Source organism: Agromyces ramosus, assembly GCF_004216665.1.
Classification (GTDB): domain Bacteria; phylum Actinomycetota; class Actinomycetes; order Actinomycetales; family Microbacteriaceae; genus Agromyces; species Agromyces ramosus.
The window spans coordinates 744,917-757,020 of the sequence record NZ_SGWY01000001.1; the positions used below are offsets into that span (position 1 = coordinate 744,917).

Annotated in this window: 11 protein-coding genes; 5 read left to right on the forward strand and 6 right to left on the reverse strand. The window is 69.8% G+C overall.

Annotated elements, in window-relative coordinates:
• Positions 1-23: 23 nt before the first annotated feature.
• From EV187_RS03420 to EV187_RS03430, 3 genes are all read right to left on the reverse strand, one after another.
• The gene (locus EV187_RS03420) at positions 24-659 is read right to left on the reverse strand and encodes a VOC family protein (protein WP_130351599.1); all 636 of its coding nucleotides are present in this window, start codon (positions 657-659) and stop codon (positions 24-26) included.
• A 132-nt stretch (positions 660-791) separates the two neighbouring features.
• Entirely contained in the window at positions 792-3,959 is a 3,168-nt protein-coding gene (locus tag EV187_RS03425) for a glucan 1,4-alpha-glucosidase (protein WP_207221721.1), read from the reverse strand.
• A gap of 272 nt (positions 3,960-4,231) precedes the next feature.
• Positions 4,232-4,879: a TetR/AcrR family transcriptional regulator gene (locus EV187_RS03430; protein ID WP_130351601.1), complete on the reverse strand. Its 648-nt coding sequence runs from the start codon at positions 4,877-4,879 to the stop codon at positions 4,232-4,234.
• Positions 4,880-4,956: 77 nt separating this feature from the next.
• On the opposite strand from EV187_RS03430, the gene EV187_RS03435 reads away from it, so the two are divergent.
• On the forward strand, positions 4,957-6,285 hold the full coding sequence (locus EV187_RS03435) for a glycosyltransferase (RefSeq protein ID WP_130351602.1): 1,329 nt from the start codon (positions 4,957-4,959) through the stop codon (positions 6,283-6,285).
• Between the two features lie 442 nt (positions 6,286-6,727).
• Here EV187_RS03435 and EV187_RS03440 read toward each other — a convergent pair whose 3' ends face one another.
• Positions 6,728-7,405 carry a hypothetical protein gene (locus EV187_RS03440; protein WP_242609414.1) on the reverse strand — a complete coding sequence of 226 codons (678 nt, stop codon included), beginning with the start codon at positions 7,403-7,405 and terminating at the stop codon, positions 6,728-6,730.
• Between the two features lie 212 nt (positions 7,406-7,617).
• On the opposite strand from EV187_RS03440, the gene EV187_RS03445 reads away from it, so the two are divergent.
• The 3 genes from EV187_RS03445 to EV187_RS03455 are packed head-to-tail and all read left to right on the forward strand — an operon-like array spanning position 7,618 to position 9,953.
• The gene (locus EV187_RS03445) at positions 7,618-8,484 is read left to right on the forward strand and encodes an alpha/beta fold hydrolase (RefSeq protein ID WP_130351603.1); all 867 of its coding nucleotides are present in this window, start codon (positions 7,618-7,620) and stop codon (positions 8,482-8,484) included.
• Between the two features lie 38 nt (positions 8,485-8,522).
• Positions 8,523-9,320 (forward strand): strictosidine synthase, encoded by a 798-nt coding sequence (locus EV187_RS03450; RefSeq protein ID WP_130351604.1) that lies wholly within the window; start codon positions 8,523-8,525, stop codon positions 9,318-9,320.
• Positions 9,321-9,353: 33 nt separating this feature from the next.
• Entirely contained in the window at positions 9,354-9,953 is a 600-nt protein-coding gene (locus EV187_RS03455; RefSeq protein ID WP_130351605.1) for a TetR/AcrR family transcriptional regulator, read from the forward strand.
• Between the two features lie 200 nt (positions 9,954-10,153).
• Here the strand turns inward: EV187_RS03455 and EV187_RS03460 are convergent, their stop codons facing one another.
• A complete protein-coding gene (locus tag EV187_RS03460) occupies positions 10,154-10,750 on the reverse strand; it encodes a dienelactone hydrolase family protein (protein ID WP_130351606.1) in 597 nt (198 codons plus the stop codon).
• 43 nt (positions 10,751-10,793) lie between these two features.
• Between EV187_RS03460 and EV187_RS03465 the strand changes: the two genes are divergently transcribed.
• Complete coding sequence (locus tag EV187_RS03465) at positions 10,794-11,438, forward strand: TetR/AcrR family transcriptional regulator (protein ID WP_130351607.1); 645 nt, start codon at positions 10,794-10,796, stop codon at positions 11,436-11,438.
• A 111-nt stretch (positions 11,439-11,549) separates the two neighbouring features.
• Here the strand turns inward: EV187_RS03465 and fosX are convergent, their stop codons facing one another.
• Entirely contained in the window at positions 11,550-11,993 is a 444-nt protein-coding gene (fosX, locus tag EV187_RS03470; RefSeq protein WP_130351608.1) for a FosX/FosE/FosI family fosfomycin resistance hydrolase, read from the reverse strand.
• Between the last annotated feature and the right edge of the window lie 111 nt (positions 11,994-12,104).

Here is a 12,104-nt window from a genome sequence, read left to right on the forward strand (position 1 = left end):
GTGCGCCGGTCGGCGGGATCCGCTCACTCGGCTGAGGCGCCCCAGACGAACCCGTCGGGGTCGGTGAACGACCCGGCGTCGCCATGGATGCGGATGCGATGCGACCCGCTGCCCTCAGCGGAGACGCCGGCCGACTTGGCGAGTGCACGGCGCTTGTAGAGGCCCAGGCCGATCGGGCTTTCCGGCGTGGCGAAGTCGACGTAGCTGCCGAAGCTCTTGGCCACGGCGAGTCCGCGGTCGACGTAGAAGCGCTTGCTCGCTCCCACGTCTTCGGCGCCGAGCAGGAGCACGATGTTCTCGATCTCCTTGGTGGCCGGGCCGGTGTCCTTCTTCGTCGACGTCGCGAGGTTCCAGATCGCGCCGTCGGGGGCTTGCACGACGCCGCCGTATCCCCACATGGACTTCTCGACCGGCTTCAGCACGGTCGCGCCCGCTGCGACCGCGGCGTCGAACAGCGCCCCGACGTTCGCCGGCTGCGCGACGACGAGCGACATCGTGAAGCCGCGGAAGCTGGTGGTCGGGGCATCCGACGCCTGCGCGCGCACCTGATCGCCGAGGCCGAAGGCGTCGGCGTAGAACCGTGCCGCCGCGTCGGGATCGGCCGCCTCGAGGGTGATCGAGTCGATGGACGTGAGGGCGAGGGAGTCACGTGAGTTCATACCGCCGACGATAATCTCGCCGGGCGACGAGCGCTTCTCCATTCCTGCTCGAACGGGCCCCTCGCTCCCGGCGCCGGTCGACGACACGGCGCCGACCGGCGATGCGCGCCGACACCCCGGGTCGCGGCCGGGTCACCCCAATGGCACGTACGGCAGCACCACGGGCGACCCGGCGCGCCAGTCGAGCACCGTCGACTGCGACGCGCCGTCGGGCACGAGCACGTCGATGGTGTTCGGGTCGCGGGTGTCGGTGTCGCGAGCCGCGTTCTGGTCGGTCCAGACGCCGGCGCCGCCGCCGAAGCGGTACTCCTTGATCCAGCCCATCCCGATGTCGGGGCTCGTGTTCCAGTAGTCGAAGTCGTAGACCGGGCGGATGCCGCCGATGCCCTCGCCGTTCGGATCCGCGTGGGACATCAGGGCGACCTGGTACGTCGCGCCCGCGAGGTCGACCCCGTCGAGCACGTCCTTCGGCACCGATATCGCGATCTGGTGCGTGGCCGGCAGCACGAGCAGGCCGGCGTTCGCGAGCACCGCGTCCGTCGCATCGCGAACGGTCGGCTGGATGAAGCCGGATCCGCCGACGACGACGTCGTAGGGGTGTGCGAGGTTCGCGTTCGTGCCGGGCCGGGCCGCGACGGCGGCGCCTGCGGCATCCGTGCTCACGTAGATGTCCGCCCGCTGCACCGACATCTGGTTGCCGCCCCAGGGGTTGCCGATCTCGCCCGCGAGCGTCGCCACGAAGTTGATCGAGACGCCGTCGTCGTAGACGCCGAGCTGCGTGAGGTCGAATGCTCCCGGGTTGAACACGCTGTTCGTCGGGTACACGTAGTCGCCGGGGCCGTTGTCGTCGCCCGACGGGTCGTCGACCGTGCCGATCGCCGTGCCGAAGTTCGTCGACGTGACCGGCACCTGGACGGCCGTCGTGCCGCCGTCGGCGCCCAGGGCCACCACCGTGATGGTGTTGGCGCCGAGCACGACGGGTGCCTCGGCGGTGAAGGCGCCCCCGATGACGGATGCCGCGACGGCGTGCCCTCCGGCCGCCACCCAGACGGATGCCGCGTCGGTCGAGCCCGCGACCGTGATGGTCGACTCCGTGGTGACGGCGCCGGCGATCGGTTCCGTGACCGTGAGGCTCGGCCCTGCCGGAAGCGCGCCCTCGGCGTACCGGTCGGCCACGACGGAGGGCGTCGCGACCGGCCGTCCCGCGTCGATCGAGTGCGCGAGCCGCACGAACGCGGCCATCGACCAGGCCAGCGGCGTCGCCGAGCCGGTGCCCTCGCCGAGCACGAAGCCCGCGGCATCCGGCTGGTCCCAGACCTGCTCGGGGATCATGTACCCGGCGTTGGCGGTGGCCGCGAGGGTGTCGAGGTACGTGGTGGCCGGGCGGCCGTTCGCGAGCTCGTACTCGCCCCGCTCGCCCGACAGGAGCGGCCAGAGGCGGCCGACGCCGGTGCCGTCGTAGGGCGATCCGTCGGCCTTCTCGCCGTAGCCGTCGTGGTTGTAGCGGTACCAGAGCGCGCCGTTCGGCGTGTCGACCTTGATCGTCGCGTCGACCTCGGGAAGCGATTCGATGATCGCGGCATCCGCGGCCGGCTTGACGCCGAGGCGCACCAGGTCGAGGAAGCCGGCATCGACGATCGAGCGCTCGTCCCAGGTGCCGCCTCCATTGTTGATCTCGACCGTGTGCCCGTCGTTCGGGTTGCCGTTGTCGTCGATGCGCTCGTAGTACCGGCCGTCGCCGAGCGGGCCGGTGGTGGTGAACGTCCAGTCCTGTACCCTGCGCTGCCAGTCGTCGGCGACACCGGTGTAGATCGCGGCCGATGCCGCATCGCCGTTCGTCTCGGCGATCGACGCCGCGGCCGTGAGTCCGGCGATCTCGGCGGCGATGGTGCTGGGCGAGTAGCCGCCCTCCTCCTCCCAACGCTCCTGCGGCGTCGACGGGCCGTGCCCGACGAGGAAGTCGGCGGCCGTCTTCACGTGCTCGGCGTAGGTCGTGGCATCCGTTCGCCCGAGCGCCCACGCCAGCACGATCGGGAACGCGACCTCGTCGAGCTGCAGGCTGCCCCAGTACGGCGTGCCGTCGAGCAGCGAGTTCTGCGGGAACGACCCGTCGCTCTTCTGTTGCACCTCGAAGAGGTAGTCGAGCGAGCGGTTCGCGGCATCCGTGTCGCCGAGGGCGATCTGCGCGGTCGAGACCTGGTAGAGGTCGCGCGCCCAGACGAGGTGGTACCCGCCGACGCCGGCCTCATTGGCGTTCTGCGCCTGGCCCCACGGAATCGTGAGCGAGGCGATGTTCGCGCCGCGGTAGGTCTTGTCCTCGTGCGCCTTCAGGGTCATCGCGGCGACCTGATACTGGGTGGTGAGCCCCGCATCGCCCGCCACGCTCGCCGGGGGCGCACTGACGCTGTCGAGGTAGTCGTGCCAGCCGTCGGCGTATGCGGCGGCGGCCGCGTCGATGCCGTGCCCTGCTGTGCCGAGGCTCGCGGTCGCGGTCTTGCGGGCGGCGTCGGCGGATGCCCCGAATCCGAGCACGAGGGTCGCCGAGGCGTCCTTCGCCGGGCCGCTGAGCTTCAGCTCGGCCGTCTGCACCACGTTGCCGTCGAGCGCCTGGGCGTAGCGGTGGTCGAGGCGGTGATCGGCAGCGAGATCGGTCCAGCCGTCGCTGACGCCGGCGAATCCGTTGGAGGTCGTCACGAAGTCCTTGTCGGCGACGAGGGCGCTGGCGATGGGCTCGGCGCCGGTGCCCGGGTCGCCGGCCAGGTCCTCTGCGACGAGTGCGCCGCGCAGGATCCGAGCAGAATCGTGCCGGCCGCTGTTCGCCAGCGAGGGGTCGTACTGCGCGAAGACCCGATACGTGCCGCCGTCGAGCGAGCGCACCGAGACGTCGATGATCACGCTCGAGCGGGCGGGATCGGTGAAGGTGGTCTTGACGATCTGGTAGCGGCCGTCCTTGTCGGTGTTGACCTGCGTGTACACGAGTGCCCGCGAGTCGGCGAGCTGCACGTCATGGGTCGTGTCACGCGACTCGAGGTCGGTGAACGTGGAGCCGTCGGTGACGATGAGCTCGAGGCTGCGGCTGTTCGCCACGTCGACCCGCGGGTAGTAGACCTCGGCGAGCGTGCCCTCCGAGAGGGTGTACCAGACCTTGGAGTCCAGGGTCGTGGAGGTGCCGACCCCCTGCTTGGCTCCGGTGGTCCACGTCGCCTGCGCGCCGGGGGCGCCGGGGGCCTGCGACGGCGGCGGCGCGGCGCTCGCGGCTGCGGCTCCACCGAACAGTGCGGCGCCCACGAGCGCCGTCACGGCGACGGATGCCGCGGCGCGACGTGTGCGCCCCCAGCCACTCCCCCGACCCGTCGATCCTGACCCCGCAACTGCCGACCACCCCGTCGAACGCATCGCCACTCCTCATCGAGTCCGCTGTGACCCCGTCAGCATAGGCGCGCACGGGAGGGCAACCGCCAGAGCGAGTTACGCGGTTGGGCGCGCGATGGAGTCGCGCGGCTAGCGCGATGGGGCCGTGCGGCTCAGCGCGCTGGAGTCGTGCGGCTCAGCGCGCGATGGAGTCGCGTGGCTCAGCGCGCGATGATCAGCTCCTGTACCGCACCCTCGAACCACGACCGGTACTCTTCATCGCTGCGACCGTTGAGCACGACGAGCCGCACGTATGTCTCGACGCTCGAGATCACCTCCCACGTGTCGACCGCACGCTCGAAGTCGACGTCGTCGCGCAGCCAGCCTCGCTCGGCGAGGAGGCCGAGGATCCGTGAGTTCTGCCGGCGGATGTCGCGCAGCAGCACCTCGAAGTAGCCGCGGAGTTCCGGATCGCCGTGGGCTGCCCCCGTGAGCGCCGTCCACACGCCCGCCGAGCCCGAGTTCACCTCGAGCATGGTGCGGGCCGCGAGCGGGGCGGCCTCGTCGCGGTCGGTCAGCGCGAGGAGGGCCTGGCCGGCCGCGATCTCGAACACGTCGCGGTCGCCCTCGACGCCGAACGACCTGAACTCGACGGCAGCCCGGATCAACGCAGCCTTCGGCCCGGTCTTCTGCACCGTCTCGACGGAGACTCCCGCTCGCTTGGCGATCTTGGCGAGGGTCGTGCCGGCGTAGCCGAGTTCGCTGAAGAGCTCGGCCGCGGCATCGATGATGCTCCGCCGGGTCTCCTCCGCCTGGCGGAGTCGCAGCTCGGATCGGTAGACGCGCGTGCGAACCTCTGTGTCGGACATATTGACTCCGGTGCCGTAGTAGTGAATACTTCTCAATTAGGTTCGATTGTATCGCATACCACCGAAAGGCCGGACCAATGTCATCCATCCTCATCGCGACCGTGCCCGTGCACGGGCACGTGACCCCCATGCTGGCGGTCGCACGCTTCTTCGCCGAACGCGGCGACCGCGTCCGATTCATCACCGGCGCCCGGTTCGCCGACGCAGTGTCGCGGTCCGGCGCCGAGTTCCTTCCCCTGCCGCCTCTCGCCGACTGGGACGACCGACTCGACCTGAACGAGCGGTTCCCCGAGCGGGTCGGGCTGAAGGGCTCCGCCTCCGTGGCGTTCGACATCGAGCAGATCTTCATGGTGCCCGCCGAGGCGCAGCATGACGCGGTCATGGCCGCGCACCGCGCCGAGCCCGCCGACGTGCTGCTCGTCGACCCGGCGTTCGCCGGCGCGGCGTTCGTGCTCGGTCATCCGCGCGTCGAGCGCCCTGCCGTGGTCATGTGCGGCGTGCTCCCGCTCGCCCTCGGCAGCCGCGACACCGCGCCGTTCGGCCTGGGCGTCGCCCCCATGGCCGGAGGCCTCGGCCGACTCCGCAATTCGGTTCTCGCGTCGCTCGCCGGCCGTGTCCTTGCGCCTGCCGAGCGACGCGCAGACGAGATGTACCGCGGGGTCCACGGCGTCGACATGCCCGGCGCGATCCTCGACTGGTCGCGCCGCGCCGACGCCATCGCACAGTTCACGGTGGCGGAGTTCGAGTACCCCCGCTCCGACGCCCCCGACACGCTCCACTTCGTCGGCCCGATCTCGGCGTCGGGTTCGTCGGCGCCACGACCCGATTGGTGGGGCGAGCTCGATGGCTCGAAGCCCGTGGTGCATGTGACCCAGGGCACGATCGCGAACAAGGACTTCGGCCAGCTCGTCGGCCCCACGCTCGAGGCGCTCGCCGACGAGGACGTGCTCGTGGTCGTCGCGACCGGCGGCCGCCCGCTCGACACGCTGCCGCCGCTCCCGGCGAACGCCCGGGCGGCGGAGTTCCTGCCGTACGACGAGCTGCTGCCGAAGACCGACGTGTTCGTCACGAACGCCGGGTACGGCGGCGTGCAGTACGCGCTGCGCTACGGCGTGCCGATCGTCGCGAGCGGCGGCCAGGAGGACAAGCCGGAGGTGGGCGCGCGGATCGCCTGGTCCGGCGTGGGCCGGCGCCTTCGGGCGCTCTCCCCGACGCCCAAGTCCCTCCGCTCGGCGGTCCGCTCCGTCCTCCGCGACGAGCGCTACCGCCGCTCCGCCCGCGCGATGGCCGACCGGATGGCCGCCGCGGGCGGCTTCGCCGACCTCGCCGCCATCGTCGACGGCTTGGCTGCCGACACCACGCCGAGCGACGCGGACCCCGACCTCACGACGACGACGCGCGCGTGAGCGTCGCACCGGCCATCACGGCATGACGAAGGCCCGGGACCCCGAGTAGGGACCGGGCCTCCGTCGATTCCTTCCGGCCGAAGACTTCCGGTGCTTCGCTACCCCTGCCGTTCCGCCCTTCCGCACTTCCGCACTTCCGCGCTCCCGCACCTCCGCACTCCCGCACTTCCGCCTACACGCCGACCGCGTCCGCACTTCCGCACTTCCGCACTCCCGCACTCCCGCACTTCCGCACTTCCGCGCTCCCGCACTTCCGCACTTCGGAACTTCCGCAGTTGTCCGCCTCAGTCCGTCCTCGACCTCTCCACTCCGCTTCTCCACTTCTCCACGTCACTTCACGCGACAGCTGGTCGCGAAGTAGTGAAGAAGTAGCGGATCTCTGGCATCCGGCCTGCGATGAGACGAAACCCGGAAGACAGGGTGCGAAGCGAGCGCGTACGGGTCAGAACCGGGCCGGGAAGGTCAGCAGCACGACGAACCCGCTCAGCGCGATGAGCCCCGCCAGCCCGAGCATGATCCACGCCGCGAGGTGATGGATGTCGCGCTGGGCCATCGCGGTCAGGAACAGCACGAGCGCGAACAGCACCGTCAGCAGCGAGTAGTTGTCGCCCCGCTCGGTGTCCTCGAGCGCGTCCGCGAAGCGCGCGTCGGCGTAGGCCGAGCGTTCCGCACTCTCCTCGGTGCCCGGCGGCACGTACTCGGCCATCGCGAACGGGCCGGGCTCGGCCTCCCGATCGGCCTGCCAGGCGTCGAATGCGACCCTGAAGTGCGGCGTGAACCGTGCCTCGATCTCATCGGCGAGCACCCTGTCGCCTTGCGCGGTAGCCGTCAGCCACTCGGCGTAGATGATCAGGTCGACCACCCGCGCCTCGCGCGCTTCGCCGTCGGCATCGGTCGCCTCGACTCGGGCGGCGGATGCCTCGGCGAACGCGATCGCACGCTCGCCGCTCCACTTCGAGGCCTGGAACCCGCACCAAGCGGTGAGGATCGCGGTGACCGAGAGCATCGCGACGGCGACGATCTCGATGAACGGCCGATGCCGCCACCGGGACACCGGCGCGGGCGCGGGCGCCGCTGCGGTCGGGGCGGCAACGGCCGAGTCCGGCGACTCCTCGCTCATGGGTACCCCTCCGTCGCGAGTCCGACACGGGTGTGCTGCTTCACCATGGCACAGGCGTCGACCTCACTGCCACCAAACTGCCGCGCCGTCGGATGCCGCGGGCGGACGAATGCCCTCCGCTCCGGGCGACGTTCTTGACAAACTTTACTGAGTTGATTCATAATTGAGCATACTCGGCTTTGCAACGCCGGACTCATCAGAAGGAGCACCCCATGACCACCACCGACACCTCGAACCGCCCGATCGACACGTCGTATGCCACGGCGCCGACCCGCACGATCACCGCCGCCGGCGTGACCTTCGCCTACCGCGAGCTGGGACCGAAGGGCGGCATCCCCGTCGTCTTCTTCGTGCACCTCGCGGCGACGCTCGACAACTGGGACCCCCGCATCGTCGACCCGATCGCCAAGGATCACCACGTCATCACGTTCGACAACCGAGGGGTCGGCGCGTCCACCGGCGAGGTGGCCGACAGCGTCGAGGCGATGGCCGACGACGCCTACACCTTCATCACCGCCCTCGGATTCGACACGATCGACGTCTTCTCCTTCTCCCTCGGCGGCATGGTCGCGCAGGCGCTCGTGGCCAAGCACCCCGAGCTGGTCCGAAAGCTCGTCCTCACCGGGACGGGCCCGGCCGGCGGGAAGGACATCGACAAGGTCGCCGGAATCACGTACTGGGACATCCTGCGCGCGACCCTGACCCGGTCCGACCCGAAGGAGTTCCTCTTCTTCAACCGCAACGCCACTGGCAAGGCCGCCGGCAAGGCGTTCGTGAAGCGGCTCCAGGAGCGCACCGTCGACCGCGACGCCCCGGCCACGGTGAAGGTCCTCCAGACGCAGCTGAAGGCGATCAAGAAGTGGGGCCGCTCGGCTCCCGCCGACCTGTCGAAGCTCACCCAGCCCACCCTGATCGCCAACGGCGACAACGACCGGATGGTGCCCTCCGTGCTCTCCGAAGACCTGCACCGCCGCATCACGGGATCCGAACTGGTCATCTACACCGACTCCGGCCACGGCGGCATCTTCCAGTACCACGACCGGTTCGCGCCCGTCGCGGTCGAGTTCCTCGCCCGCTGACCGGCACACCGGCATCCGAATCACCTGGAGGACGAACAATGACCACCACGATCCCGTACACGAAGAAGCCCTTCGCATCATCGATCCTGCTCTGGATGCGCACCGACCAGTCGCGCCAGGAGGGAATGGACTACTGGAAGGGCCCGCACTCGAGGATCATCTCGGCGACCCCGGGATTCGACGAGTACCGGCAGCTCCACCTCGCTGCACCGAATCCCGGGCTGTGGCCCGCCACACGCGGCGTCGAGACCGAGATTCCCGTGGATCGCAGGATCGATGGCGTGGCGGAGGTCACGTTCGCCTCGGCGCTCGCTCCATTGCGTGGCCGTACGCAGACGAGGCTCGCATACCGGGACGAGGTGAACGTGTTCCGGCGCACCCTGCTCTACGCCGGTCCGCCGCGCTCGACCCGCTGGTACGACGTCGCCCGACCCGGGCAGCGAACGGGTGCCCGAGCCCTGGTGTACCTCCGCAAGCGGGGCGGCGTCGGCACGGGCCCGTTCCGTACGTACCTCGCCGATGAACTGGTGCCCGCGCTCGCGACCGCCGGTGACTTGACCGAACTGCGCACCCAGGTCTTCATGCCCTGGAACGAGCGTCTCTGGAACACCCCCGACGTCGCCCACGACAACCCCGCCGACCAGCGGTTCCACGCCTCGCTGATCCTCGGCTTCACCGACGCATTCGCGCGAGCGGCGTTCTTCGACGGCCATGGGATCACGACTCTGTCGGACCCGTTGTCGGAGTTCGCCTCGGCCATCCACGCATACGACGTGTCCGAAGCATTGACCTATGTGAGGGAGGGCCACGTCCTGCCGGACTATGTTCGGAACTGAGCACAGTCAGATCGAATCCCTGGAAGGACCGACATGTCGCTGGCCACCCCACCGGTCGGACGCCGCGAGCGCAACAAGCAGGCCAAGCTCGAACGCATCACCGCGGCCGCGCGAGAACTCTTCGCCGAGCACGGCGTCGACGACGTCACCACGCAGCAGATCGCCGAGAAGGCCGACATCGGCACCGGCACCCTGTTCCTCTACGCCAAGACCAAGGGCGAGCTGCTGCTGCTCGTGCAGAACTCCGGCTACGTCGACGCGCTCGAGGAGGGAAGGGCGGCCGCCGCAAGCATTCCCGATGCGCTCGACGCGGTGATGGCCATCATCCGTCCGATCGTGGCGTGCAACCGCATCCAGATCGACAACGGGCGCACCTACCTGCGGGAACTCGTCTTCGGCGACCCCGACGAGCCGTACCACCGCGACGCCATCACGCTCACGCTGCAGACCGAGGACGCGATCGCCGGCGTGCTGCGACGCGACGACCGGGTCGGCCACGATGACGCCGCCACGCTCGCGCACGTCGTCTCTGCGATCATGTTCATCGGCATGGCATCGCCGGCCAACGTCGCCCGCACCGTCGAGGAGATCCTGCAGGAGATCAGGGACCAGGTGCGCGTTCTCATAGGCTGAGCGCGCCCCACCCTCGGTTCTCGCGTCCAGGACCCGGCCTTCGCTGCGGGAATGGCCGCCACTTGGCCACTTCGCCACTTCGCCACTTCGCCACCAGCGGATGCCGCACAGCAGACGAGGGCGAGCGGATGCCGCAGAACAGACGAGTGCGACGGATGCCGCAGAGCAGACGAGTGCGACGGATGCCGCGCAGCGGGTCCCTACGCCGCGGAGCCCGCATCCGCGCGCGCCGACCGGCTGAGCGCTCGCAGCCACTCGAGCACCGAGGCCTCGAGTTTGGCGGCGAGTGCGGCGTCGTAGTCCGCACTCGTCGGGTCGGCGAAGAGGTGCGCCGAGCCCGGGTACAGCTCGAGTGAGCCGGCTGCCTCAGCGACCAACCCTCTCGCGACCTCGAGGTCGACCCAGGGATCGTGCTCGGTCGTGTGCACCGCAAGCGCGACCTCCGTCGGCCACGGTGTCTCGAAGGCCGCGGACGGCAGGCAGCCCGACATCAGGAGCGCGCCGCGCGCGCCGGGCCTGGTCTGGGCGAGCAGTTGGGCCGGCCCGGTGCCGAGCGAGAAGCCGGCGTACACGAGGTCGTTGGGCAGCGATGCGGCGGCCGCGGCTGCGCGGTTCGCGAGTTCGGGGATGCCGATCTCGTCACGGTACGCAACGCCCTCGTCGAGCGTCGCGAACACTCGCCCGTCGTAGTAGTCGGGCGTGTGCACGGTGTGCCCCGCCGAGCGCAGCGTCTCGGCGAACGCGAGGACTCCATCGGTGAGTCCCTGGCCATGGTGGAAGAGGAGGATCTCGATCATGTTGTACAGTGTACAACTTAATTGATCGGCGTACAATAGCGCTATGGCACGATCCGTCGGGCAACGCGCGGGCCTCACACGAGAGCAGATCACGGATGCCGCGATGGGCCTGCTCCACGACGAGGGACTCGACGCCGTGTCGATGCGACGAGTGGCGGATCGCCTGGGCGTCGCGCCGAACAGCATCTACGCGCATGTCGCAGACAAGGCCGCACTCGTCGACGAGCTGATCGACGCGATGCTCGGCACCGTGTCGACGCCGACCGACGACGGATGGCGGGAACGCATCGAGCGCGTGATGCGAGACAGCCGAGGCGCCCTCCTCGCGCATCCCGATCTGATCCCGTTCGCGCTCGTGCGGCAATCGGTGGGGCCGAACGCGCTACGACTCGGCGAGGTGACGCTCACCTCGCTCCGCGAGGCGGGCCTCGATGGGGCGGAGGCCGTGACCGGGCTCCAGGTGCTGCTCGTGCACACCATCGGCTCGGCGGCGTTCGAGGCCGGACGCACGCAGGACCCGGAGCCGGCGGCGCGCAGCCGCCGTGGCCGCGAACGTGCCGTGGACTTCGGCGGGGTCACGGCAGAACTCAGCGACCCGATCTCCCGCTGGAGCGGCGACGTGGTGTTCGAGCGCGGCCTCGCGTGGCTGCTCGACGGACTCGTGTCCGACACCGCGTCGCACGACTGACGAGTCGTCAGCGCGTCGCGGCGGAGGCGTGCCGAAACGGCACGCGAACCTGCCGATCGAGCCTCCAGTCCGTACGCTTCGATCCAGCGGATGCCTCGCGACGCCGCTCGCTCACATCCGGGTGTCGCCGCGCTGTGCTGCGGCGGAGTACACCGTGAGGCGCTCGCGCAGGGAGCCCGCGTGCAGCTCGAACAGGTGGCCATCGTCGTCGTGGAAATAGATGGAGTCGCCTTCGCCGTCGACGCGCGATCGCGGCGGACGAATGTCGAGGCCGAGCTCCGAGATCGTCGCGCGCAGTGCCGGCAGGTCTTCGCGCTGCACCTGGAACGCGACGTGGTTGTACGTGCGCGGCAGCATCGTGTGGCCCCGCATGATGGCGACCCAGGTCGCCGTGTCGCCCTCGCCGACCAGGAAGAACCGCTCCTCCGAGAGCGAGAAGGTGTCGTTGCCGCTGTCGTAGACACGAGCCGCCCCGAGCACCGTGGTCAGCACCTGCTCCATGCGATCCAGGTCGCTCACGATGAAGGTGATGTGGCTGAGGCCGGTGCTGCGCATGCCGATCACGCTACCGGGCACGACGAACACGCCGAACGCCCGGTCCTCGAGATGAGAACCGGGCGTTCGTTTCCTGGAAGGCAGAATCCCGTTCGTGTCGCGGAATCCCGG

What these genes read in the sequence shown, in the direction of transcription:
- EV187_RS03420 (WP_130351599.1), bottom strand. Translation starts at nt 659, where the DNA reads ATGAACTCACGTGACTCCCTCGCCCTCACGTCCATCGACTCGATCACC.
- EV187_RS03430 (WP_130351601.1), bottom strand. Translation starts at nt 4,879, where the DNA reads ATGTCCGACACAGAGGTTCGCACGCGCGTCTACCGATCCGAGCTGCGA.
- EV187_RS03435 (WP_130351602.1), top strand. Translation starts at nt 4,957, where the DNA reads ATGTCATCCATCCTCATCGCGACCGTGCCCGTGCACGGGCACGTGACC.
- EV187_RS03440 (WP_242609414.1), bottom strand. Translation starts at nt 7,405, where the DNA reads ATGAGCGAGGAGTCGCCGGACTCGGCCGTTGCCGCCCCGACCGCAGCG.
- EV187_RS03445 (WP_130351603.1), top strand. Translation starts at nt 7,618, where the DNA reads ATGACCACCACCGACACCTCGAACCGCCCGATCGACACGTCGTATGCC.
- EV187_RS03450 (WP_130351604.1), top strand. Translation starts at nt 8,523, where the DNA reads ATGACCACCACGATCCCGTACACGAAGAAGCCCTTCGCATCATCGATC.
- EV187_RS03455 (WP_130351605.1), top strand. Translation starts at nt 9,354, where the DNA reads ATGTCGCTGGCCACCCCACCGGTCGGACGCCGCGAGCGCAACAAGCAG.
- EV187_RS03460 (WP_130351606.1), bottom strand. Translation starts at nt 10,750, where the DNA reads ATGATCGAGATCCTCCTCTTCCACCATGGCCAGGGACTCACCGATGGA.
- EV187_RS03465 (WP_130351607.1), top strand. Translation starts at nt 10,794, where the DNA reads ATGGCACGATCCGTCGGGCAACGCGCGGGCCTCACACGAGAGCAGATC.
- fosX (WP_130351608.1), bottom strand. Translation starts at nt 11,993, where the DNA reads ATGCGCAGCACCGGCCTCAGCCACATCACCTTCATCGTGAGCGACCTG.